This is a genomic window from Bacteroides sp. AF32-8BH (genome assembly GCF_003435205.1).
GTDB lineage: Bacteria > Bacteroidota > Bacteroidia > Bacteroidales > Bacteroidaceae > Bacteroides > Bacteroides ovatus.
Window position 1 is genome coordinate 1 of sequence record NZ_QVLZ01000066.1, and the last position, 25,508, is coordinate 25,508.

Here is a 25,508-nt window from a genome sequence, read left to right on the forward strand (position 1 = left end):
CTGGGCTTTGCGCATAAAAAAAGGCTGTGTCAGCGTTTTGACACAACCTCTTTATGTTAAATGTTAACGAAACTATTGATTCTATTAAACCATGTTATAAGATACGCTGCTTGAGCCTGAAAATTTGGAGATATGCAGAAAGTCCGTATCTTTGCAATGTGTTTTTCATAGTATTAGATTTAAGGTTAACAAAAGATTGGCTGTCTGGGATAGATAGCCTTTTTTTATGCTCTTTTCCAAGCAAAAACATAGCGTCACTATCCGGTCGGGATGGTTACCCTATCCCATGAATATACCGTCACTATCATAAGTGGATACCGTCACCATGTTTAAAATGAGTTTTTTCTGTCTTTTCTATTATTCTCATCCTATCGTGAGTTGTCAATAAAATTCCAATATGCTTATTCGTTGGAATGGTGATTTGGTAAATTGTTGATATTTAGCGGCATTTATTGTTTGGATCTTATATGCTATGTTTTTGTACTTATAAGTATTCGTTGACTATTCATTAGCTACCTTAAATGTACTTTACTGTTATAAAAGAATAATAATCAAAAGTTTATCGTATTACCGGAAATTAATACCGTAACTTGCAGAAAAGGAAATCCCGTCTATTTTATCCCCGAATATAAACTATCCTAAAAAAGAAATGAATTATGAAAGGTCAAGAGAAAAAAAGAGAAGCAAAGAAAGAAAAGTCGGACAAGAAGATTAAAGTATTGACTGATTATCAGAGAGAGAAGCAGAGTAAGAGTGACAAAGGAATGAGTATAATACCAAGGACATAATGGTACATGTAAAAAGGGAAGGTGTTATATTGGAAAGAACTTCGCTTGAGTTTGAGAACGAAGGTGTGATGAATCCGGCAGTGATTGCCGAAGGAAATACGGTGCATATGTTTTATCGTGCAGTCAAAAAAGGAAACTATTCATCCATCGGTTATTGCCGGCTTGAAGGCCCTTTAACGGTGGTAGAGAGGGATGTGGCTCCATTGCTGTTTTCCGAGTTTGAGTATGAGTGCCAAGGAGTGGAAGATCCCCGGATCGTGAAGATAGAGGATCTCTATTATCTCACTTATACAGCCTATGACGGATACAGTGCTGTCGGTGCTCTCGCTGTTTCTTCGGATTTGAGGCATTTTGAGAAGAAAGGCATCATTACTTCCCAGATAACCTATCCGCAATTCCGGGAACAGCTTCGTACCCAGCAGGCTATTATCAGTAAATATTTCCGCTCCGGCAATAAACGTGAGGCAACTAACGAGAAAGGGCATCCGCTCTATATGATGGATAAGAACGTAGTGTTCTTTCCCCGTAAAATCAACGGGAAGTTCTACTTTATGCATCGTATCCGTCCTGACATCCAGTATGTGGCGGTGGAACGTCTTGATATGCTGACGAAAGAGTTCTGGAAAAGATATTATCAGAATTTCGCCAAACGCATCCTGCTGGCGCCTTATCACGATCATGAATCAAGTTACATCGGAGCCGGATGTCCCCCGATAGAGACAAAAGCCGGTTGGCTGTTGATTTATCATAGTGTATATGATACTCCTTCCGGCTATGTTTATTCCGCCTGTGCGGCTTTGTTGGATATAGACAATCCGGCTATTGAAATAGTCCGTTTGCCTTATCCGTTGTTCACTCCCGAGGCAGAATATGAACTGTCCGGTGTAGTCAATAGAGTTTGTTTTCCAACGGGCACAGCCTTGTTTGGTGACACTCTCTATATCTATTATGGAGCAGCCGACAAATATGTGGCTTGCGTGTCAGTGCAACTGACAGAGTTGTTAGATGAATTAATAAAACAAATCAAATGAGAAAAATAATATGTATTACTACTTATCCTCCTCGTGAATGTGGCATAGCCACTTTTGCCCAGGACTTGATCCGGGCTATCCTTTCAAAGTTTGGAGAATCTTACTCCATAAAGATATGTGCAGTGGAGTCCGATACGGAAAAACAGACTTGTACGGAAGACGTCGAGTATGTTCTTGATACGTCGGATATTTCTGCCTATGCTACTTTGACCAGACAGTTGAATGAAAATTCTGAAGTTAAAATGGTGCTGGTGCAGCATGAATTCGGATTATATGCAGCGCAGGAAGAAGCTTTTCTGCAAATGTTGCAACAACTTCTCAAACCCGTGATTCTTGTCTTTCATACAGTACTTGCGCAACCTTCACCCGCCCTTTACCGGAGTGTGGGAAGAATGATGGCTACCTGTGCGAATCTGGTAGTCATGACACAAAACTCCCGGGAGATTCTCCTGCGGGATTATCAGGCAGATGGAGATAAAATTGCGGTGATTCCTCACGGTACCCATTTAGTATCGTTCAGAGATAAGAGCAAATTAAAAGATTTTTATCAGCTTTCGGGCAGGCGTGTGCTTTCTACCTTCGGGCTGCTTAGTCCCGGCAAAAGTATCGAAACCACATTGGATGCCTTACCGGCCATTGTGAAGACGAATCCTTCTGTGATATTCCTTATTATCGGCAAAACGCATCCGGGGGTGCTGAAAGTAGAAGGAGAGAAATATCGTAATCTGTTGGAAGCGAAAATAAAGGAGTTGCATCTGGAAGAACATGTGCTCTTTATCAATCAATATCTTGAACTTCCCGTCTTATTGGAATATTTGCAGTTGACAGATGTGTATCTTTTTACTTCAAGTGACCCGAATCAGGCAGTGAGCGGGACATTTGTTTATGCGTTAAGCTGCGGATGCCCGATTATAGCTACCCCTATTCCCCATGCATTGGAATTGTTGAGTGATGATTCCGGTATCATCTTCGATTTTAAGAACTCGGAGCAGTTGTCCGAAGCTGCCAATCATCTGCTTGCTGATGAAAAGTTGCGGACTCAGATGAAACTGGTCGGTCTGCAGAAGACAGCGGCTACAGCTTGGGAAAATGTGGCTATTGCCTATGCGTCTCTTTTCCAGAAAACGGGCAGGGTGGAAGAGGAACTGATTTACTCTCTGCCTCCCATAGACACTTACCATATCCGGCGCATGAGCCGCCAGTGGGGAATTATCCAGTTTTCGAAAGGAAATCGTCCGGACAGTTCCACCGGCTATACATTGGATGATACGGCACGTGCGTTAATGGCGATGTGTCAGGTGGTTGCTACGGGACAGGGAAAAGTGAAAGAGCGGTATGTCAAGACCTACTTGAATTTTATCCGTTACTGTCAGCAGCCGGACGGCTCTTTTTTGAATTACGTGGATAAAGATGGAATATTCACTTCGCAAAATGAGGAAGTGGGACTGGACGATAGTAATGGACGGGCTGTTTGCGCTTTGGGATATTTTATTTCTTGTGCCGGGCATTTTCCCGCTCCGTGGAAAGAGGAGGCGGAAGCTATTCTCAAGCGTACCTTCCAACGGTTTGACCGGATAGAGTCTCCCCGTAGCATTGCTTTTATGCTCAAGGGATTCTACTATTATAGCCGTGAATGTCCTTCGGCGCAGACCGATGCGTGCATCTGGCTGCTGGCCAATAAACTGGCGCAGATATATCGTCGAACGGCAGAAGTACATTGGCGATGGTTTGAGGCATATCTCACTTATGATAATGCCATTTTGCCGGAAGCAATGTTGTTGGCCCATCTGGCTATTGGCAGAGAGGAGTATAAAGAAATAGCCCGTGAATCTTTCGAATTCTTATTGAAAAAAGTATTTGTAGGCAATCGTATTCAGGTGGTTTCCAATCAGGGATGGATGCACAAAGGGAAGAGCAGTCATGGATTTGGAGAACAGCCCGTAGACGTGGCGGGCATGGTGATTGCTCTGAAGACCTTTTATCAAGTATTTAAGGACGAAAAATATCTTCGTATGCAAAAAGATGCTTTCAACTGGTTTCTGGGCAATAACCATTTACATCAGATTGTTTACAATCCTGCTACCGGTGGTTGCTATGACGGACTGGAAGAAAATAACATCAATTTGAATCAGGGAGCGGAATCTACCGTTTGCTATTTGATGGCACGACTGTCTCTTTTATCTGACTAATTCCGTATAATTGCAGGCATAAACTGCAATGTTATGAAATCGGTATTTATTAAGGTGCTTCGTGTACTGATGCTTTTTTCTCAATAAAAGGTTTCTCTCATTATTCTACTTTAGTCCTTAGTCGTATGTTTGGCGGGAAGAAGGATATCCTCTACTCCTTCATGGCACAAGACAGCATAGCTTGGCGTAATGTGATTTACCGCATTACGACCAAGCTTATCTGCAATGTGACAGCCCGGCAAGACTTCAAGAAAAGTCATCTGCCTATGGTCTTGATTAGTGATGACTCCGATTTGCCCAAAAGCGGTGTGAAGATGGAATTTATTGGGAAGATCTTTTCCCATGTACATCAGAAGTGTATTCTCGGCTATAAAGCCCTTATGCTGTGTTGGAGCGATGGACGTACCCAATTTATGCTCGATGCTTTCCTGCATGGAGGAAAAGGAAAATTAGAAGGAAAGGAACAGGGGGTGACTGTCCGACAAAAACTCCTATATAACCAAGCGCAAAGAAGAGTATTTCATGAGCAAAGGAAACAAACTCATTGAAATGGTAAAACGAGCTATTCGTGCAAAAATACCATTTGAATACCTGCTGGTAGACAGCTGGTTTACTTGTACCAAGCTTGTGGATTTAGTTTCCAACTCTCACAAGAAATTTCATCTTTTGGGTATGGTGAAGATGGGCAATACCAAATATGTCACTAAGAAATGGGGGAAGTCTCTGCTAAAGTAATCATCGGGAAACTAAAGAGTTCAAAGTCTATAAGATATAGTCGCCGTTACAGATGTCACTACACGATGGTCGATGCAACTCTCGCAGGCAGGGCTGTCAGACTATTTTTTTTGTCGACGTGGAAAGAATGAAGGCCGGAAAGTCTTACTGACAACCGATACAAAAATGGATTTCATGCGAGTTTACGAAATATATGCAATGAGATGGTCTATAGAGGTTTTCTTTGCAAATGGGAAAAGAATATTGGGATTGGCTGATTGTTCTGCAAGGGATTCTCTTAAATTTCACACATCTCATTGGTGATGATACGCTATAATTTGCTCGCTTCAATAAAGCGAATCCATGACTATGAAATAATCGGGGGACTCTTTGCTGAAATTTATGAGGGAGTACATGAGTTAACTGTGATTGAAAAATATGGGGTATCATACTCGAAGTGGTAGCAGTGATTGCTGAATTTACAGGAGCTGACTCGGAAGAACTCATTCTTTAAGTCATTGAAAGTAATAAACGTCTAGACACATTCCGAGCATATGCTCAAACGGCATAATTTCTAAATCCGAAACTTGAGTAAGAATGTCCTCCAATCTGATTTTTAGACTCATGTGTTTATGCATGGATGACATCCTATATATGTGATTCAAGAATTTCTTTAATTGCTTATTTAGGAAGTATGGCTATTCTATAAATATACCTTCACTATAGTAGATATCGCTACTATGGTTAAAATGAGTATCTCTGTCCTTGCTATTGTCCTAAATGAGAGCTCAATATGTACTAAAAGTATGTTTCTCAACATAAATGTGCATTTTCTTATTATAATGCCCTTGCATTCTAAAAAAAATCTTTTAATATTGCATTTGTATTATTTGTCTGACAAATAATACAAATGATAGAATCTAATAATATGAAGATAGAAATTAATCAAACAACATTGATCGATCAGGTAGAAGACAGCTTACTTACCTACTTTAAAAAGAATGATTTGAGATGTGGAGATTCTATTCCCAATGAGAATAATCTGGCCGCAGAATTAGGAGTTGCAAGAAGTGTTGTCAGAGAAGCTTTGAGCCGTTTGAAAATGATGGGACTGATTCATGCGCGCCCTCGTAAGGGAATGGTTTTGACTGAACCTTCCATTTTAGGTGGAATGAAAAGAGTGATAGATCCTCGTGTTTTGAGTGAAGAAACAATTTTGGATTTATTGGATTTCAGAATCGCACTTGAAATAGGAATATCAAGTGATATTTTCCGTAAGATAACTCCTAAAGATATTGAGGAATTGAGCGAGATTGTGAAAATGGGAATTGTTTTCGAGAATAACGAGTATGCGTTAATCAGCGAATCGGCTTTTCATACAAAACTATACAAAATTACGGGAAATAAAATAATATCTGAATTTCAGGAAATCATTCATCCTATACTTGTCTATGTGAAAGAAAAGTTCAAAGACTACTTAAAACCTATAAATATAGAGATGAGTAAAAGCGGCAGAATAGCTACTCATGCTGATTTATTGGATTTTATAAGAAAAGGAGACGAGAAAGGCTATCGTGATGCCATTGAAAGACATTTTGAGGTTTATAAGATTTTTAAAGTGAACCGGAGTTTGGAATTGATGGCAGAGAAAAACGAGGAAGAAAGGATAGATAGTATATGAGAATCCTAATACTATTGCTATCCTCAATACGGGATCAGCTATTGATATGTCTGCATGGAATGATCGATTGGCGGGTTTGATTTACGGGTGGTATGGAGGACAATCGGGTTTTGAAGCACTTACAGATATTATCACAGGTAAGGTAACTCCTTCTGGTAAGTTACCAATGACTATAGAAAAAACATTTGAGGACTCACCGGCATGGGGATACTTACCTAAAGGGGCGTCACTCTATAATGAACTTAAAAATGAGCATCTTATCAATGTGTATGATGTGAATTATGGAGAAAGTGTATTAGTGGGATATAGATGGTATGATACGAAAAATATAGAACCACTTTATCCTTTTGGGTATGGGCTTTCTTATACAACTTTTACATTGACTAAACCACGTTTGTCATCTAAAAAAATGAATGACCAAATGATAAGATGTTCGGTGACTATTACAAATACAGGAAGTCAGAAAGGAGCTGAAGTTATACAGCTATATCTCAAAGAAAATCAACCATCTGTGTTGCGTCCCGAGAAAGAACTGAAAAGGTTTAAGAAGATATTTTTAAATTCAGGAGAGAATCAAACTGTAGAATTTGAAATAACGCCAGAGGATTTGGCTTTCTGGGATGATGAAACGCATGATTGGAAAGTGAATTCCGGTCAATATTCTATTTTATTAGGAACATCCTCCAGACATATTAGTCATATTCTTTCTTTCACAAAAGAATGATTGTATAGCTGTCATTTTATTAGGAGATACAATAAGCATGAATTTCAGTTATGATGGAAAATCAAAAGGTCTTGATATATCGGCAAAAGGCTTTTGATTAATCATGAATTAGTAGGTTGAATCAAGTATTTTTCTTAATAATCAGTGTTTTCAGTAGCTTATTTTTATATTTGCGTATAAATGAAAGAAATATGATGAAAACTCTATTTATTAAGATACTTCGCTTTTTGATGCTTCTGGTATTTATTGCTTCGTGTGGCATCGGATATGTTATCTATGAAGATACACTGACTGCCTGGTGGATACCTGTTGGTATGGCGCTTTTGATTGCTCTTGCTACTATCCCATTCTATAAGAAATGGATATGGCTGACAACCATGGATGATAAAGTAATTAATTGTTTGTGTCATTTGGCTTGCATCGGTGCCATCAGTTATGTATTGTTTCTTGGCGGTAATTATTGGTTTGCCGATCCTGCTTCCACACACGAAGAAACAGTGATGGTACAGAAAAAATATGTAGAAACACACAAGAAGACCCGTAGAGTAGGCAGGCATCGTTATGTTTCGGATGGCATACGTAAGGAATACTATTTGCAGGTAGCTTTTGAGAATGGAGCTGTGGAAGAGCTGCATGTGTCACTTTCCACTTATAATAAGGCCAAGGCAGGTGCATCGAAGATACTGACTTTACAAAAAGGCTTTTTCGGATTACCGGTGATTACAAAAGGACTTTAATCAATCATTATGATATAGATATGGAAAATAGAGAATTGTATGAAAGAATGTTGTCGGGGACTATGTATAATGATTTGTCTACAGAACTGGTTCAGAGAAGAGAACAAGTCGTTTTTCTGACTAATGATTATAACTCTACTTATGGAAAACCCAAAGAGGTTCGTGAAGCATTATTACGCAATTTGTTGAAAGGCATTGGGGAGAATGTTCACTTCGAACCCAATTTCCGGTGTGAGTTTGGATTTAATATCACTATAGGAAACAACTTCTTTGCTAATTTTGATTGCATCATGTTGGATGGGAATCTTATTACAATAGGGGATAATGTATTGTTGGGGCCACGTGTGGGATTGTACACAGCAAATCATGCACTTGATGCCCGGGAACGCATTATGGGAGGTTGCTATGCACATCCGATTGTAATAGAGGATAATGTCTGGATTGGTGCAGGCGTTCATATTATGGGTGGTGTTACCATTGGGAGAAATTCGGTAATCGGAGCAGGAAGTGTAGTGACTAAGGATGTGCCGGAAAATGTAATCGCTGCAGGAGTGCCATGTAAAGTAATTCGGGAGATCACGGATAAAGATAAGACCGACTTTTTAGGCTAGGTTGGCGTGTGCTATTAAAAAAAGTCACATCACTTTTAGAGGATATAAATCGTTCTGAAAGTGATGTGTCTTTTAAAAAGAGGTTCTTCTTTAAGTGAAATTCTATAGTTCGGACGATTTTTCGTCTTATCAATTTTGTGTTTTGTCTACAAACGGGATGCATTCGTCTCATTTCAAAAATCGGGAATCTTCTATACTCTATCTTCGTGACGAAATAAAAACAGAATAAAATCATGAAGATGAATAAAACTAGATTATTAGAAAAAATATCTATTCAGTCAGGTATCTCCGCAGATGAATGCAGCGCAGTACTCAAAACCTTTGAAAGAATTCTTAGTGAAGAGTTAACCCGGAAAATACATCGTTATGGCGGGTGGATACTTTTGTTGGTTGCTTTGTTGGTATCCGCAGTGGCGTTTAGTCAGACACCGCAGAGAAAAGGACGGCCGGTACAGACAATCCGGGGAATGGTTATTGACGGGGATTCAAAACACCCGATACCGTATGCAACGGTGAGATTATCCGAAAAAGAGGGAACAGGTACGATAACAGACAGTCTCGGGCGTTTCAGCATACCACAGGTTCCTGTTGGACGGCATACGGTAGAGGCAGCCTTTATGGGATATGAGCCGGGTATTTTCAGAGAGATACTGGTAACTTCCGCCAAGGAGGTTTATCTGGAAATTCCTTTGAAAGAAAGTGTAAACGAACTCAATGAAGTAGTGATTCGTGCCAGGACCAATAAAGAGGAAGCGATGAATAAGATGGTTACTACTGGAGCCCGTATGTTGAGTGTGGAAGAAGCGAGCCGCTATGCCGGAGGTTTTGACGACCCTGCCCGTTTGGTATCTTCCTTTGCCGGAGTGGCCCCCAGTGTATCTTCCAATGGAATATCCATTCATGGCAATGCTCCCCATCTGTTGCAGTGGCGATTGGAAGACGTTGAAATTCCCAACCCGAATCACTTTGCGGATATTGCCACATTGGGTGGAGGAATACTTTCATCTCTTAGTTCGCAGGTATTGGGTAATTCCGATTTCTTTACCGGAGCTTTTCCGGCAGAATATGGAAATGCGGTATCCGGTGTGTTTGATATGAAATTGCGCAATGGCAATAACCAGAAGAATGAGAATACGCTTCAAGTGGGCATCATGGGAATTGATGTAGCTTCCGAAGGACCGTTAAGCAAGAAGCACAAAGCATCCTATATTTTCAATTATCGGTATTCCACAACAGGACTTCTGAACTTGGAGGGCGGAAAGATGGACTATCAGGACTTGAACTTCAAACTGAATTTCCCGACACAGAAAGCAGGAACATTCTCTGTCTGGGGAACCAGCCTGATTGATAAATTCGGCAGTGATTTTGAAAAGAATACGGATAAATGGGAATATATGAGCGACCGTAGCGAATCAAAAGACAAACAGTATATGGCTGCCGGAGGTATCAGCCACCGTTATTTCTTCAACAATGACGCATCACTGAAAACCACTATTGCCGGTACTTATTCGCAACTGGACGGTGGAGCAATCCTATTTAACCACTCTTTGGAATCCACCCCCTACATGGATCTTAACTCAAAACATACTAACTTAATACTAACTTCGACTTTTAACCGTAAATTCAGTAACCGTTTTACTAATAAGACAGGATTTACGTATAATGCCATGTTCTATCAAATGAATCTTGCCATTGCTCCTTATGAAGCCGAATCACTGGAAACCGTATCTCAAGGAAAAGGTAATACGAGTCTGATATCTGCCTACAATAGTTCTTCTGTAGGATTGACGGAACGCTGGACGCTCAATGCCGGTATTTACGGGCAATTTCTGACTCTGAATAATAAATGGTCTGTTGAACCCCGTATTGGTTTGAAATGGCAAGCTACTCCGAAAGCAACTTTTGCACTGGCTTATGGTATGTACAGTCGCATGGAGAAAATGGACGTCTATTTTGTGAAAACGAAAAGTACAGGAGACAAATCCGTCAACAAGGAACTCGATTTCACCAAAGCGCAGCACGTCATGTTATCTTTTGGATACAAAATATCCGATCGCATGAATCTGAAAATAGAACCTTATATCCAATTTCTCCATGATGTGCCTGTGATGGCTGACAGCTCTTATTCCGTACTCAACCGTTCTGATTTCTATGTGGAAGACGCATTGGTTAATAAAGGAAGAGGACGCAACATCGGTATTGACATCACTTTAGAACGTTTCCTGGAAAAAGGACTCTATTACATGATTTCCGGTTCTCTTTTCGATTCCCGCTACCGGGGCGGAGACGGTGTGTGGTACAATACGAAGTTTAATCGGAATTATGTCATCAACGGACTGATTGGAAAGGAATGGATGCTGGGACGTAACAGACAGAATATTCTTAGCATCAATCTGAAATTGACCTTACAAGGAGGTGACCGGTATTCTCCGATTGACAGGGAAGCAACGATGAATCATCCTGATAAAGAGGTACAGTATGACGAAACGAAAGCATTTTCTAAACAGTATTCTCCCATGCTTATCGGCAACTATACCGTGAGTTACCGCATCAACAAGAAGAAAGTCTCTCATGAGTTTGCAGTGAAAGGACTTAATTTTACCGGTGCGAAAGAACACTATGGACATGAATATAATGTGAAAACTGGAAAAATTGATGTTAGTGACGGTTCTACAACATTGACAAATGTGAGTTATAAACTTGAATTTTAAATAACCGATATAGAAGTCCAACCGGAAAAATGTTTTATCTTCGTCCCCGGAGATAAAACATCTTCCCTGATTAAATACACGATGGCTGAAACAATAACAACAGACAATAAATCTACTTTATTATATCGATATTATATCGATTCCTCGTTAGTCCGGAACTTCGATGGGCGCGTTATCTGGTGCTTATTATGGTGTTGGCTACCATATCATTCAATCAGGTTTTTATTATATTCCTCGATTATCGGGATATATTGGGAGGATGGATTTATACATTCACTTTCTTATATCTACTGACTTATATAGGAGTTATTTATCTGAATCTTTTCTGGCTCTTTCCAAAGTTTTTGCTGAAAAGACGCTATCTAACCTACATATCCTTACTTTCAGTAGCAATGATGCTTGCCCTGGCAATACAAATGGCAACGGAATATGTATCTTATTCCTGCTGGCCGGAATTTTACGAACGTGCCTCCTATTTCTCCATACCTATAGTGATGGATTATATATCTTCTTTCATGTTGTCCACACTCTGCATGATAGGAGGAACAATGACCGTTCTCCTGAAAGAATGGATGATAGATCATCAACGTGTCTCACAAATGGAAAAGGTTCACGTTCTTTCGGAAGTGGAACAGCTAAAAGAACAAGTCAGCCCCGAACTTCTTTTCAAAACATTGCATCATTCGGGGGAACTGACATTGAGCGAACCGGAAAAAGCTTCGAAGATGCTGATGAAATTAAGTCAACTACTTCGCTATCAGCTATATGATTGCAGCAGAACAAAGGTATTGCTTAGTAGTGAAATTAATTTCCTGAATAATTACCTGACCTTGGAACAGAATTCCCAGGCACAATTCAATTATGAACTGCTTGCGGATGGAGAAGTAAATAGAACACTGGTTCCACCCTTGCTTTTCATTCCATTTGTGCAATATATTGTAAAATCAATCAACGAACAGCGAACATCAATCCCTGTTTCTCTCAAAATCCATTTGAAAGTAGAAGAGAACACAATTATATTCACCTGTCTTTGCCAACAAGTGAATCTTTTGGAAAATAAAGGACTTGAAAGAATCCGCCAAAGACTGAACTTATTATATGGCAATCGTTACAGACTATTCCTGACGACAGAAAGCATCTGGTTGGAATTGAAAGGAGGTGAAGTATGAACCTGAATACAGAACATAGAAGAATGGAAGATAAAAGTGTCACAGCTTTTCTGTTAAGTCCTCATTACCGGACATGCAGACATCTGTTACTGCAAATAATAGTTCTTTTGATGACTATTAATGTCTTTTGGTACGAACCTTTGCAGTCAGTTTCTTTTTGGCGGCGTTTTGGTGGATTCCTGGCATATTTTGTTTCCATTAATACGGTAATCTATATGAACCTGTATATATTAGTACCCTGTTTTCTGTTGAAGAACCGTTTGGGGCACTATGTCCTGGCGGCTGTCCTGACGAATTTGGTAGTCATCATCTTCCTTTCAGTCACCCAGGGATTACTCTTTGAAGTAATTCTGCCCGGAAAAGATCCTGGCAGATTCGCTACTTTCATTAATACTTTTTCGGGGATACTGACCATCGGTTTTGTTACCGCAGGTTCGGCAGCCATATCCTTGTTTACCCATTGGTTGCGTTATAATCTGCGTATTGACGAACTCGAGTCCACTACTTTGCAATCCGAACTGACATTTCTGAAGAATCAGATTAACCCGCATTTCCTTTTCAATATGCTGAATAATGCCAATGTTCTGATAAAGAGAAATCCGGAAGAAGCTTCCAAAGTACTTTTTAAACTGGAAGATTTGCTACGGTATCAGATTAACGACAGTTCGCGTGAAAGAGTTTCATTGGCTTCGGATATCCGTTTCCTGAATGACTATCTGAATTTGGAAAAGATACGCCGTGACAATTTCCAGTTTACGTTGAGGCAGGAGGGAGAAGTGGATTCCATTTGGATTCAGCCTTTGTTATTCATTCCTTTTGTGGAAAATGCGGTGAAACATAGTTTTGATAGTGAGCATTCTTCGTATGTCCATGTCTTTTTTAAGGTGGATGCTCACCGACTGGATTTCCGGTGTGAGAATTCTAAACCGGCTGTTGCAGTCCAGCAGGGTAAAGTCGGTGGAATCGGACTTGCCAATATCCAGCGTAGGTTAGGATTACTGTATCCTGAACATTATAAGTTGGAACAAAGAGAAGATGAAAATCTCTATTCTGTAATTTTAAGTATAACATTATGAATTGTATCATTGTAGATGATGAACCCTTGGCACGTGAGGCCATGAAGTTATTGATAGAAGAATCCGATAACCTCCAGTTGATAGGCAGTTTTAACAGTGCTGCAACTGCTTCCGACTTTATGGAGCAACAGGGAGTCGATCTGGTTTTTCTGGATATTCAGATGCCTGGGATTACAGGAATAGAGTTTGCCCGTACAATTTCCAAAAAGACACTGGTTATTTTCACCACAGCCTATACAGAATATGCGTTGGATAGCTATGAAGTAGATGCAATCGACTATCTGATTAAGCCTGTCGAAGCGGAACGTTTTCAAAAGGCGGTGGATAAAGCGTTATCCTATCATTCTCTATTATTGAAAGAAGAAAAAGAAGCTATCGAAACGATTGTTGCCGCTGAATATTTCTTCGTAAAGGCAGAGCGCCGGTATTTCAAGGTGAATTTCTCCGATATTCTCTTTATTGAGGGATTGAAAGATTACGTCATTCTTCAACTGAACGACCAGCGTATCATTACTCGCATGAGCCTGAAAGCCATATTCGATTTATTACCAAAATCTATTTTTTTGCGGGTGAATAAATCCTATATCGTCAATACCGATCACATCGAGTCATTTGACAATAATGATATATTTATAAAATCGTATGAAATTGCTATCGGTAATAGTTATCGGGACGACTTCTTTGAGGGTTTTGTAATGAAACAAAGATTGTGATTTTTCATTTTTGTTTGGTTACATAATTTTCAAATGGTATATTTGTAACCAAAATAAAGAATACGTGATTGGCACAACAGACTATATTAGTATTAAGTTAACTGATGAGACGCAGTTTCGTTCTATATTCGACAAATATTACATATCTTTATGTATGTTTGCTAATCAGTATGTCGAAAATGATGCATTAGCGGCTGATATTGTTCAGGAGTGTTTTGTGAAGTTGTGGCAGCTGCGCGATGATTTCATGTATGTGCATCAGATTAAATCATTCCTCTATACGTCGGTACGCAATAAATCTTTAAATGAACTGGAACATACCAAGGTCATGAACGAGTATGCACAGAAAGTTCAGGAAATGAGTAAAGACTCTTTTTTCCAAGACAAGGTCATAGCAGAAGAAAGTTACCGGATATTAGTGGATGCCATTGAAAAACTGCCACCGCAGATGAAAAGCATTATGCAACTGGCACTTGAGGGAAAAAGCAATCCGGAAATTGCTGAAACACTGAATATTTCCGGCGAAACGGTACACTCCCAGAAAAAGATTGCCTACCGTAAATTACGCGTATATTTGAAAGACTATTACTACCTGGTTTTTTACTTTTTATAGTTTCTTTTAAAAAAAATCATTTTAATACACCCTGATTTTCAATTCACCTGTTTTAGTATAAACAACGATTAAAACATGTGAATTATGATAAACCAACATTTCTATATTGCAAGACTCATTGCCAGATACTTATCTGATGAAATCGAGGAAGAAGAACAGGCGGAACTGACCCGGTGGAGAAATGAATCGTCCGAAAACGAACGCCTTTTTCGGGAAATCTGCAAGGAAGAGAACATAAAGCAGAATATGCAGAAGCGGCAAACTTTCCATACAGAGGACGGATGGGAGGGGGTGCAAAGAAAAATCCAACGCCATCGGTTCAGACATCGGATACTGAATATGTGTAAATATGCTGCTATTTTCATTTTTCCGGTGGTTATTGCTACTGTGGCAATATATAAGAGCGGTAATGAACCCCAGCCGTTATCTCAAGTAGCGGAACAAATTGTTCCGGGTGGTAAGAAAGCCGTTCTTATTCTGGATAATGGAGAAGCAATTGATTTGAAGTCTACCTCCGGCGTGGAATTGAAAGAAAAAGATGGTACAGTCATTCAGGTGGATTCTACAGCATTGAATTATCAGCAGGCTCCCGCCCGGACATCCGAAAAACTTGCATATAATAAGGTAAACGTTCCTCGTGGTGGTGAATATCAGCTGACGTTGAGCGATGGAAGTAAAGTACAGTTGAATTCCATGAGTTCCATCCGCTTTCCTGTTCAGTTTGCACAGGCTTGCCGTCTGGTAGAATTGGAGGGAGAGGCCTATTTCGAAGTAAGCAAAACCGGACAGCCTTTTATTGTACAAACCAAAGGGATGAAAATAGAAGTATTAGGAACTACTTTTAATATATCAGCTTACGCAAACGAAGAATATCAAACTACACTTGTCAGCGGTTCGGTAAAAGTACAGACTGAAAATGGAAGCAACCGGATTCTGAAACCATCGGAACAGGCTTGTATTACTTCGGGCAGCAACCAGATCAATGTACGCAATGTAGATACTGCATTTTATACTTCATGGATACATGGAAAGATCAATTTCAAGGACCAGCGATTGGATGACATCATGAAAACTCTTGCCAGATGGTATGATATGGATGTAGTCTATGAGAATGAGGCGACCAAGGAGTTACGCTTCGGTTGCTATGTAAACCGTTATAATGAGATTACCCCATTGGTGAAATTGTTGGAGCAAACGGGTAGAGTAACTGTCACAGTAGAAGGAAAAACTATCAAAATATTCACTAATCATTAATCCCTGTTTTATGGAAAAACTACGTAATGTTGCCAGATTTGGGAAATATGGAAAACGTCTTTGTATGATGTTCCTTTTTCTCTGTATTACGACTTCAGGGCTGATGCGCGCATCTATATTCGCACAGACCACAGTTACAGCCAAATTCAGAAATGTAACATTGAATGAAGTTCTTTGGGAAATTCAGAAACAAACGGACTTTACCTTTATCTACAGCACAAATGATGCGAAGAAAGTCAGAGTGGAAAATCTGGATGTGAAGAATGAACTGATTTCTGAAGTGCTTAACAAATGCCTGCGAAATAGCGGACTGACTTATACGGTTCATGATGGAGTAATTGCCATCCGTAAGGCTGAACCCGTTAGGACGGAAACTGTTGCACGTGAGAAATATACGATTACAGGGAAAGTAATTGAAGATAGTGGAGAGCCGATAATCGGAGCTAATGTCATCGTGAAAGGTACAACTAACGGTATGATGACTGATATGGACGGTAATTTCCATCTGGAAGTTACAGACAAGAAAGTGACTCTGATGGTTTCTTATATCGGTTATACGTCACAGGAGGTAGTTGCAACTCCCGGCAAGCCGATGAGCATAATCCTGAAAGTGGATAATAACTTGTTGGATGAAGTGATTGTAACGGGATATGGTACTTTCAAGAAATCGGCTTATGCAGGTTCTGCCAGTATCGTAAAGACAGATGCTGTGAAAGATGTGCCTAATGTATCTTTCCAACAGATGTTGGAGGGGGCGGCTCCCGGTGTCAGCGTAAATACCGGTTCGGGTATACCGGGTTCGTCAACGTCCATCCGTATCCGTGGTATGGGTTCGTTCAATGCCTCCAATTCTCCGCTGTATGTAGTGGATGGTGTTCCCGTATTGTCGGGTAATATTGGTGCATCTGGTAGTGATTCCGGTTTGGATGTAATGTCTACCTTGAATACATCGGATATTGAAAGCATCACTGTTATCAAGGATGCCGCTGCTGCTTCACTTTATGGTTCACGTGCAGCAAATGGCGTTGTCATTATTACTACGAAACAAGGAAAAGCAGGTAAACCGGTCTTTAAATTGAAATCGGATTGGGGATTCTCTAATTTTGCCATGCCTTTCCGCGAATTGATGGGCGGACAGGAACGTCGTAACCTGATCCACGAGGGGCTTCGAAATTATGCTTTAACTTATAGTGGTAAGACCGATGATGAGGTAGGACTTCATCAGGGGATGACCGAGAATGAAGCATGGGCTTATGCCGATTCGAATATTGACCAGTATGCACCGATCCCTTGGTGTGGTTTTGTGAATTGGGATGATTATCTGTTCCGTAACGGTAGCCACCAGAATTACGAGTTTTCAGCTTCCGGCGGACAGGAAAAGATTAAATACTATACGTCCATCGGCTATATGAAGCAGGATGGTGTTACGATAAACTCCGGTCTGGAACGTATTTCTGCACGTTTGAATGTAGACTATCAGATGGCTAAATGGATGAATATCGGTGCAAAGATACAGTTCTCCAAAGTGAATCAGGATACTTATTCAGAGGGGACATCGTATACTTCTCCAATTTACGGTACGCGTAATGGAGCCACACCGTCTGACCCTATATGGAATGAAGACGGCACCTGGAACCGTGCATTAATCAAATTGGATGACCGTAATCCGATGTTATCAAATTCTTATAATTTTAAGAGAGAATATGCGACTCGTTCTTTCAATACCGTATATGCATCATTCGATATTTGGAAAGGAATCAAGTTTGCGTCTACATTCAGCTATGATTTTGTGATGAACAAGTCTCGTGCATGGAAAGACCCGCGTACCAGTGACGGTGACGATGATAACGGGCGTTTCAGCAAAGATTATAATGATATTACCAATATGACATGGTCTAATATTCTGACTTATCAAACAAAGATCAAGAAAAAACACAATCTGGACCTTTTGGTTGGTTATGAAATCAACAGTAAGGAGTCGGATGGACTGGGAACTACTATCTCTAATTTTGCACGCTGGGATAAGCCGGAAGTCAACAATGGTGTAGTGTATCAGAGTATGGGAGGTTCTAACAGTACGACGCGTATTGTTTCTTATATTACACGTGCCAACTATGATTATGACAACAAATATTATCTGGGAGCGAGTTGGAGAACTGACGGAAGTTCGCGATTGGCAAGAGAGAATCGTTGGGGAAATTTCTGGTCATTGTCCGGTGCATGGAGAGTGAGTAGCGAGAGTTTTATGAAACCTCTTCAGAACTGGTTAAGTGACCTGAAACTTAGAGTTTCTTACGGTGTGAACGGAACTCTGCCGTCTTCTTATTATGGATATATGGGATTGAGCAGTCTGACTAGTAATTATAACGATAATCCGGGTATCACGCAGTCGCAACTGGAAAACAAGGAACTGACTTGGGAAACCAACTACAACTTCAACTCCGGTATCGACTTGGGATTCTTCGACAACAGACTGAATGTTACATTTGAATATTACGTTCGTACAACGAAAAATCTGCTTTACAGCCGGCCATTATCTCTTGCAACAGGTTTCTCAAGTTATCTTGCCAACATAGGTAAATTACAAAACAAGGGATATGAATTGGAAATTCGTTCAACTAATATCGAGACAAAAGATTTTCGTTGGAGCACTAGTTTGAATCTGGGACATAATGCAAATAAAATCCTGAAGTTGGATGGAGATTTGAAACAAGTAACCAGCGGAACATCTATTCATAAGGTAGGTTTGCCCTATTCTACCTATTATATGATTGAATTTGCAGGCATCGACCCGGCAGACGGTGAACCGATGTTCTATAAGAATACGACGGATGAAAATGGAAATCTGAACAAAGAAACTACTAAAGATCCGCGTAGTGCGGAAAAAGTGATACTGCAATGTGCCGATCCTACTATCACCGGTGGACTGGGTAACAGCATCTCTTATAAGTGGTTTGATCTGAATTTTAATGTGAATTTCTCTTTTGGAGCATGGAACTATGACGGCTCGGCAAGTAAACTGGAACACGGTGGCGACGGAACGCTGAATATTCCTATTTATTATCGGAAACGCTGGCAGAAGGAGGGTGATGAAACGAGTATTGAACGTTTTGTAGTCGGTAGATCAATTTCCATGACCGATTATGCTACCACACGTCGTTTATACAGTGGAGATTATGTTCGTCTGAAGAATCTGACTTTCGGCTTTACACTGCCGAAGACATGGACCCGGAAAGTGGGTATAGACAATATACGTCTGTATGCATCGGGCAATAACCTGTTAACTTGGGCGGCATACGATTATATTGACCCCGAATCGGGTTCATCACCTAGCTGGGATACTCCCCCGATGAGAACTTATACATTCGGTTTGGAAGTGAAATTCTAAGTGCATTAATCTATAAATGAATAAGTATGAAAAAGATAAAATATATAGCTTTAGGTGCCTTTGCAACCTTATTAAGTAGTTGCGGAAATGATTGGTTGGATTTGCAATCTTCCACAGCTATAGAAACTGATGGTTCATTGACCGAATTAAGGGATTTTGAATTTGTGCTGAACGGTGCATACAGCAGTATGCAGTCATCCAGTTATTATGGAGCAGATATGTTTTGTTATGGTGATTTGAGGGGAGATGATATGAAATCTTATAAGTCTTCCAGCACCAATGTTAGTTTCTATACATTCAAGTACAATAAGACGAATGGACCTAGTGGTTTCTGGGGAATGTACTACGGTATTGGTAAGAACCTGAACATTTTATTCCGGGATATTGAAAAGATAAAGCTTGTTCCCGATCGGGAAATTACAACTCCGAAACTGGAGAAGCTGACAGAGCAGGAATATTATAATGACTTGAAAGGAGAGGCTTTGGCAATACGTGCCTTGTTGCTGTTCGATATGACACGTATTTACGGGTATCCTTATCTGAAAGATAACGGGGCATCACTGGCTGTGCCCATTATTGATAAAGTGGTAGAAGATAAGAATATCAAACCTTCCCGCAATACGACCGCCCAATGTTATAAGGCCATCACAGACGACCTGACAGATGCGGTGAAGCTGCTTCGTCCGGTAAAGAAAGAGGGTAAAATCAATAAATGGGGGGCAATGACATTATTAAGCCGGGTTTATCTCTATATGGGGAATGACAAAGAGGCATACGATGTGGCTGCCGAAGCTATCAAAGGTGCGGAAAAACAAGGCTATAAGTTGTGGACCAATGATGAATATGCCAAGATATGGGCTACTCCGTTCAATAGTGAACTGTTGTTCGAAATTGTGAATCTGACAACTGATAGTCCGGGAAAATCATCCATCGGTTATCTTAGCACCAAATATAATCTGATAGCTACCGAAAAGTATTGGAAAGACTACATGAAAGACAATTCCGATGATGTTCGTAGTCAGATGGTGTCTACGGCAAGTAGCAGTAAACCTTATTGCTTGAAATATCCGGCACAAGGTTCTAAATCGTATGAAGATGCCAATATCCCGGTTTTCCGTCTGTCGGAACTCTATCTGAATGCAGCTGAAGCTGCGATTAAGAGGAATGATATATCTAATACGCGCAAGTATCTGAAACCTATTTATGCACGTACGGATAAGGATCTGGATGCCGTGGCAGATGAAGATATAAACCTGGATCTGGTGCTTGAACAGCGTCGCATTGAATTCTGGGGAGAGGGACAACGTTTCTTTGATTTACTTAGAAATAACAAGAAAGTGATACGTGAAGATTATTTGAGCGAAGTTCCCAATGAAGCAGTAGAGTTTGATTGGAGTTATTATAAAATCGTTCTTCCTGTTCCTAACCACGAAATGGAGTACAATGAGAATATGGTTCAGAATCCGGAATATGAATTGCATTAATTAACGCATTAACGTATAGAAATTATGAAAAAGATATATAGCATCTATTTCCTTTGGGGTTTGTTCATCACGGCCTTTTATTCGTGCGGGGAAGATCTGACTCCCGTGGGACCGGATATAGCTGAAATCACTCATTTCCGTAATGATGGTCCTTACCTTTTCTATGAAAACGGTAGACTTAAAATTCTGGAAGTGACTAAAGATAATGCATTGAACATTCGTGAAGAATCCGGATTGCCGGCCGGATTGAAACTAGATGTGTATTCGGATGATAATCAACTCCTTTTTCAGGTACCCATTAATAAGATTGAGAATTTTGAACGTCCGGCATGGGAAGACCGTACCGAGTATGCTAAAACATTTGCCGTATCCGACCTTCACGGGCGTTTCGACTTGTTTGCCGCTATTCTGAAAACAGGGGAAGTGATTAATGATAAATATGAATGGATATATGGCAGTAACCATTTGGTGATTGATGGTGATATTTTCGATCGTGGAGCAGACGTACTTCCTATTTTATGGCTCATATACAAATTGGAATTTGAGGCGAAAGCTGTTGGTGGCAGAGTGACAACCATCTTGGGGGATCACGAAGAAATGATAATGCGTGATAACCTGAAATATACGTATGCCAAGTACAACACTCTTTCGCAAAGAGCGATGAACATGACCTATGGAAAGATGTGGGGACTGACGAATGTGATGGGTAACTGGCTGCGTTCTAAAAACACCATTCAGATTGTAGGTGAAAACCTTTATGTTCATGCAGGATTGAGTAAGGTGTTTATGGAACGCGAAGAGACGATTCCCGAAATCAATGAACTGGTGAGCAAGAGCATTTACCTTTCAAAAGAGGAACGGAAAAAACAATATCCGGATATTGCCGATTTCCTTTATAGTGATAGTTATAACGGTCCGTTGTGGTATCGTGGAATGGTTAAGACTGGCAGTGAGTACAGTCCGATAAAGGTAGCGGATGTAGATAAACTTCTGGCTCAATATGATGTCAAACGTATTATTATCGGTCATACGGAAAATAGTCGTGTGAAGTATACCTATGATAAAAAGGTATATGATATTTGTGTTAATCATCCCAAGGCTTTTGAAAAAGAGACTCGTGCCGTGGTTATTGAAGGAGATAATATTAAAGCCATCAATGACGAAGGAGAATTAGTAACGATTAAAAAATAAACTTCAAGAAAGAAAAGAATATGAGCACTCGTTTTTTGAGATTATTTCTTTCTACTCTTGTTCTCGTTTTAATAAGTTCCGGCATTCAGGCCGGAACTTATCATTCAGGAGATAAGAAGAAAGAAAAAAAAGAGAAAAAAGAGAAATTATCTGGTGACGGACCCTATATACTCTATCAGGCAGACGGTAGTACACGGGTTATTAATGTCAATAAGAAAGGACGGATTACAGACAAAACTTATGCGACATTACCTAAAGATTTCAGTTTCCGTGTGACGGATCATGAGGGACGGTATCCGTTTGATGTAAAACTCCATTCATTGAAAAGACCGGAGTGGCAATATACCCGTCCGGAAAAAGTTTTTGTGATGTCCGATCCTCATGGGCGGCTGGATTGTGTGATTAGTCTGTTGCAAGGAAACGGAGTGATTAATGATAAATATCAATGGAATTTCGGTAGCAATCATTTGGTGATTATCGGAGATATTTTCGACCGTGGCAAGGATGTACTGCAGATCTTCTGGCTGTTCTATAAATTAGAAGACGAAGCGGCTAAAGCGGGAGGTCATGTCTCTTTCCTTTTGGGAAACCATGAGGCTCTGGTGTTGTCCAACGATCTTCGCTATACAAAAGATAAATATAAATTGCTGGCAGAAAAACTGGGAGTGGAATATCCCTCATTATTCGGCACAAATACCGAATTGGGCCGTTGGCTTGCAACACGTAATACAATGCAAATCATTGGAACTGATTTATATGTGCATGCCGGATTAGGAAAATTATTCTATGATAAGGACTTGAATATCCCCACTGTGAACGAGGAAATGAGCCGGGCACTTTTCATGAGCAAAAAAGAGCGTAAGGCACTTTCTCCATTGACTGATTTTCTGTATGGTAATGACGGTCCAATCTGGTATCGCGGCCTGGTGAGAAAAGATCCCAAATATAAACCGTTGGCACAAGACTCTTTACAAATGATGTTGGATCGTTATATGATAAAACATATCTTTGTGGGGCACACTATCTTCAAGGATATTTCAACCTTTTATAATGGTAAAGTCATCGCTGTTAATGTTGACAATAAAGAGAATCGGAAGAAAAAGCGTGGACGGGCTGTATTGCTAGACAATGGAGTTTATTACGTCGTTGGTGACGACGGTGTTCAGAGGAAACTATAATGAGTTTAACTAAAACTAGCCCTCTATCCATCTTCAAAAGACGAATAGAGGGCAGTTGCCATGACGAGAAAAAAGTCGAAGTCTATTGCTTTGCTTCGTTATTTTGTTTCAGAAGAAATTCATCAATTGCTTTTTTAAGCTGGTCTTTGGGCATAGCTCCCTGCATGATTCTAGGTTCCTCTTTCATTGAAATCATCAATAGTGTAGGGATGCTGCGGATACCGAATGCCGCTGCCAGATCTTTTTCTTTGTCTACATCAATCTGATAGATATCTACTTTACCGCTATATTCTTTGCTAAGTTCTTCCAGAATCGGGTGCATCACTTTACAAGGACCGCACCAGGTAGCATAGAAATCTACGATGGCAGGACGGCTGCCCTCAAATTTCCAATCGTTCGGATTGGCTTCATAATTATATACTTTCTTTAAAAAATCTGCTTTATTTAATGCTACTACTTCCATTTTATTATTCTCCTTTGTTGATTCATTACTCTTTTTATTTTCTCCGCTGTTGCCTGCACAAGCTGTGGTTGCCAATGTCAGGACGAAGATACTCAATAAGCTTTTTATCCGTTTCATATATTATCTTTCTTTTTGTTTTCTCTGTTGCAAAGATAGGGGATATAAGGGGAGTAAAAAATAGCAATTTGGCAGAAACTCTTGGCAAAACTTCCCTCGGGTAGTTATTGAACGCTAAAGGATGCAAAAGGTTATGTTTTACTTCCTGACAAATATGAAAGTATACTTCCTGTCAAGTATGGGAATATTAGCAAAATATTCAGCTTGAATTTCAAAAAGTGTCTGGGTCATGTGTTTATTTCATTATATCTTCCATGTAAATAGCTTTATCACCCCACCCGGAGCTAAAAATACTTGGTGAGTGGGTGGAAATAATAAGTTGACAATGCGGATTCAATTGACGCAATCTGTCTATAATTTCTCTTTGCCATCTAATGTGGAGCGAAATTTCCGGTTCATCCATCAAGACGATTGCCGGTTGCTTTTCGAGGAGGAACACTTTTAAAAGAATCAATAGCAACTGTTTTTCTCCGGAAGACAGTTGCTCAAGATTAATAGTTTTTCCTGCTTGATGAAATACCAAAGCACTATTATTACCCTTTGATATATCAATAGTTTTTCTTGTATCTGAAAACATGGCGTTGACAATACTGAACAATAAATCTATATTGTTCTGAATTTCGTCAGCTTTATCCTTGTAATCAAGCATTTTCATACGATAATTGAAAAAAGAAAGCCCTTCTTTGTTTTGGAAAACAATATTGTTAAGTTCCTGCATCAACGGACTTTCCGATTTTCGTTTGTCTGGTACGGGAGAGTCAAATGAGCGAAGATACGTCACTGTGTAAGAATTTGTAGAGAGTGGTGTCCCGGTAATCTTTCCCTGAAATTTTTTGAGTTCTTTGGCATCGTCATTGTAATAAGCATTTATTACATCAAGCAAGGTCGTTTTGCCACTACCGTTAATTCCCACCAAAATGTTAACATCGGGATTCACATTTTCCCAATGCAAGTTTTTGTACCCCCACAAGTTCTCTATATCAAATGACTCTATATAAGTTCTGGTTACATTTTCCATGTTTGGATTCATCTTTAATTATTGCAAAGAAACAAATTTTCTCCCGTTTTTCCTAAAGGACGTCTGTTTTTTATTCTATGCTAACAACCTCTCTTCTTCTATTCGGTCATCAATAAGATCACCCTAACGCACCTTTCTGCTTAGAAATTTTCTCTTTGAGTTCATTATTCTCATAAGATATCCAACGGATTAAGACATTGATGCATACCGAGAAGCTGAATGGAGAGAATAATTGTTTTAGTCAGTGGGGTGTCTTTGCCTGTTCGCATGCGGCTCCCACCACTTCACCTTGGACGAGGCAACTGCGTGAGCGTTGGGAATTGATAAAGAATGATTTGGGTGATATAGAAATCTTGTTCTTTTCGTCACGGGCATCCGGAATAATCTCGGAAAATGAATGGTCATAGTGGTAGATATATAATGTAGAACATAGCATGCAAAGCTAAGCTAATTTTCTCACTAATAGGATAGGGAGGCAAAAGAAAGACACAAACAAAAGAAGTAAAGAGAAAGAAAAACGACAAGAGGGAAAGAGGTTTACAAAATGGGGATGTTGCATTTATTGAGCGTTTGCCCTGTGATATCAATTAAAATTTACCGCTTCCCTAGAGAAGATTTTTGGTTCTTCGTCAAATTTGGTGGTAATCTCTTTTTTATT

At 39.9% G+C, this 25,508-nt stretch carries 20 protein-coding genes and 2 pseudogenes; 20 read left to right on the plus strand and 2 right to left on the minus strand.

The features are described from left to right. Positions 1 to 656 precede the first annotated feature (656 nt). The 19 genes and pseudogenes from DWZ47_RS31280 to DWZ47_RS28250 all read left to right on the plus strand — a co-directional run bounded on the left by DWZ47_RS31280 (position 657) and on the right by DWZ47_RS28250 (position 23,252). Positions 657 to 788 carry a hypothetical protein gene (locus DWZ47_RS31280; protein WP_255299422.1) on the plus strand — a complete coding sequence of 44 codons (132 nt, stop codon included), beginning with the start codon at positions 657 to 659 and terminating at the stop codon, positions 786 to 788. After that, positions 788 to 1,819 (plus strand): pesticidal protein Cry7Aa, encoded by a 1,032-nt coding sequence (locus DWZ47_RS28165; RefSeq protein WP_117515483.1) that lies wholly within the window; start codon positions 788 to 790, stop codon positions 1,817 to 1,819. The genes DWZ47_RS31280 and DWZ47_RS28165 overlap by 1 nt, the downstream gene beginning before the upstream one ends. Continuing rightward, a complete protein-coding gene (locus DWZ47_RS28170) occupies positions 1,816 to 4,008 on the plus strand; it encodes a glycosyltransferase (RefSeq protein WP_008648708.1) in 2,193 nt (730 codons plus the stop codon). Before DWZ47_RS28165 ends, DWZ47_RS28170 begins: the two co-directional genes overlap by 4 nt. A gap of 125 nt (positions 4,009 to 4,133) precedes the next feature. Then, complete coding sequence (locus DWZ47_RS28175) at positions 4,134 to 4,556, plus strand: hypothetical protein (protein WP_128858476.1); 423 nt, start codon at positions 4,134 to 4,136, stop codon at positions 4,554 to 4,556. After that, positions 4,531 to 4,743 carry a hypothetical protein gene (locus tag DWZ47_RS28180; RefSeq protein ID WP_008648704.1) on the plus strand — a complete coding sequence of 71 codons (213 nt, stop codon included), beginning with the start codon at positions 4,531 to 4,533 and terminating at the stop codon, positions 4,741 to 4,743. Before DWZ47_RS28175 ends, DWZ47_RS28180 begins: the two co-directional genes overlap by 26 nt. Positions 4,744 to 5,650: 907 nt before the next feature. Further along, the gene (locus DWZ47_RS28185; protein ID WP_004304171.1) at positions 5,651 to 6,403 is read left to right on the plus strand and encodes a FadR/GntR family transcriptional regulator; all 753 of its coding nucleotides are present in this window, start codon (positions 5,651 to 5,653) and stop codon (positions 6,401 to 6,403) included. Further along, positions 6,393 to 7,127 (plus strand): annotated as a pseudogene (locus DWZ47_RS28190) (fibronectin type III-like domain-contianing protein); the annotation flags it as partial. The gene DWZ47_RS28185 and the pseudogene DWZ47_RS28190, both read left to right, overlap by 11 nt. Before the next feature lie 191 nt (positions 7,128 to 7,318). Further along, positions 7,319 to 7,864, plus strand: a complete 546-nt coding sequence (locus tag DWZ47_RS28195) for a DUF2500 family protein (RefSeq protein WP_081352750.1) — start codon at positions 7,319 to 7,321, stop codon at positions 7,862 to 7,864. Between the two features lie 20 nt (positions 7,865 to 7,884). After that, entirely contained in the window at positions 7,885 to 8,475 is a 591-nt protein-coding gene (locus tag DWZ47_RS28200; protein ID WP_004300595.1) for a sugar O-acetyltransferase, read from the plus strand. Between the two features lie 233 nt (positions 8,476 to 8,708). Beyond that, positions 8,709 to 11,186 carry a TonB-dependent receptor gene (locus DWZ47_RS28205; RefSeq protein WP_117515485.1) on the plus strand — a complete coding sequence of 826 codons (2,478 nt, stop codon included), beginning with the start codon at positions 8,709 to 8,711 and terminating at the stop codon, positions 11,184 to 11,186. Between the two features lie 188 nt (positions 11,187 to 11,374). Further along, positions 11,375 to 12,355 carry a sensor histidine kinase gene (locus tag DWZ47_RS28210; protein WP_117515487.1) on the plus strand — a complete coding sequence of 327 codons (981 nt, stop codon included), beginning with the start codon at positions 11,375 to 11,377 and terminating at the stop codon, positions 12,353 to 12,355. Further along, positions 12,352 to 13,431 (plus strand): sensor histidine kinase, encoded by a 1,080-nt coding sequence (locus tag DWZ47_RS28215; protein ID WP_008999964.1) that lies wholly within the window; start codon positions 12,352 to 12,354, stop codon positions 13,429 to 13,431. The genes DWZ47_RS28210 and DWZ47_RS28215 overlap by 4 nt, the downstream gene beginning before the upstream one ends. Further along, positions 13,428 to 14,144 (plus strand): LytR/AlgR family response regulator transcription factor, encoded by a 717-nt coding sequence (locus DWZ47_RS28220; protein WP_004300562.1) that lies wholly within the window; start codon positions 13,428 to 13,430, stop codon positions 14,142 to 14,144. Before DWZ47_RS28215 ends, DWZ47_RS28220 begins: the two co-directional genes overlap by 4 nt. Positions 14,145 to 14,208: 64 nt before the next feature. Next, on the plus strand, positions 14,209 to 14,757 hold the full coding sequence (locus DWZ47_RS28225; RefSeq protein ID WP_004304159.1) for an RNA polymerase sigma-70 factor: 549 nt from the start codon (positions 14,209 to 14,211) through the stop codon (positions 14,755 to 14,757). Between the two features lie 84 nt (positions 14,758 to 14,841). Further along, positions 14,842 to 16,011: a FecR family protein gene (locus tag DWZ47_RS28230; protein WP_117515489.1), complete on the plus strand. Its 1,170-nt coding sequence runs from the start codon at positions 14,842 to 14,844 to the stop codon at positions 16,009 to 16,011. Between the two features lie 10 nt (positions 16,012 to 16,021). After that, positions 16,022 to 19,399, plus strand: coding sequence for a TonB-dependent receptor (locus DWZ47_RS28235; protein ID WP_008648689.1), 3,378 nt, complete (start codon positions 16,022 to 16,024; stop codon positions 19,397 to 19,399). Positions 19,400 to 19,425: 26 nt separating this feature from the next. Then, positions 19,426 to 20,883 carry a RagB/SusD family nutrient uptake outer membrane protein gene (locus DWZ47_RS28240; protein WP_099147287.1) on the plus strand — a complete coding sequence of 486 codons (1,458 nt, stop codon included), beginning with the start codon at positions 19,426 to 19,428 and terminating at the stop codon, positions 20,881 to 20,883. Positions 20,884 to 20,907: 24 nt separating this feature from the next. Beyond that, positions 20,908 to 22,074, plus strand: a complete 1,167-nt coding sequence (locus DWZ47_RS28245) for a metallophosphoesterase (RefSeq protein ID WP_117515491.1) — start codon at positions 20,908 to 20,910, stop codon at positions 22,072 to 22,074. A gap of 20 nt (positions 22,075 to 22,094) precedes the next feature. Then, positions 22,095 to 23,252: a metallophosphoesterase gene (locus DWZ47_RS28250; protein WP_117515493.1), complete on the plus strand. Its 1,158-nt coding sequence runs from the start codon at positions 22,095 to 22,097 to the stop codon at positions 23,250 to 23,252. 82 nt (positions 23,253 to 23,334) lie between these two features. Here DWZ47_RS28250 and trxA read toward each other — a convergent pair whose 3' ends face one another. Together trxA and DWZ47_RS28260 are read right to left on the minus strand one after the other, a co-directional pair. Continuing rightward, a complete protein-coding gene (gene trxA / locus DWZ47_RS28255) occupies positions 23,335 to 23,832 on the minus strand; it encodes a thioredoxin (protein ID WP_182281665.1) in 498 nt (165 codons plus the stop codon). A gap of 235 nt (positions 23,833 to 24,067) precedes the next feature. Beyond that, the gene (locus DWZ47_RS28260) at positions 24,068 to 24,850 is read right to left on the minus strand and encodes an AAA family ATPase (RefSeq protein ID WP_117515496.1); all 783 of its coding nucleotides are present in this window, start codon (positions 24,848 to 24,850) and stop codon (positions 24,068 to 24,070) included. 176 nt (positions 24,851 to 25,026) lie between these two features. On the opposite strand from DWZ47_RS28260, the pseudogene DWZ47_RS28265 reads away from it, so the two are divergent. Further along, positions 25,027 to 25,203 (plus strand): annotated as a pseudogene (locus tag DWZ47_RS28265) (2'-5' RNA ligase); the annotation flags it as partial. Positions 25,204 to 25,508: the final 305 nt, after the last annotated feature.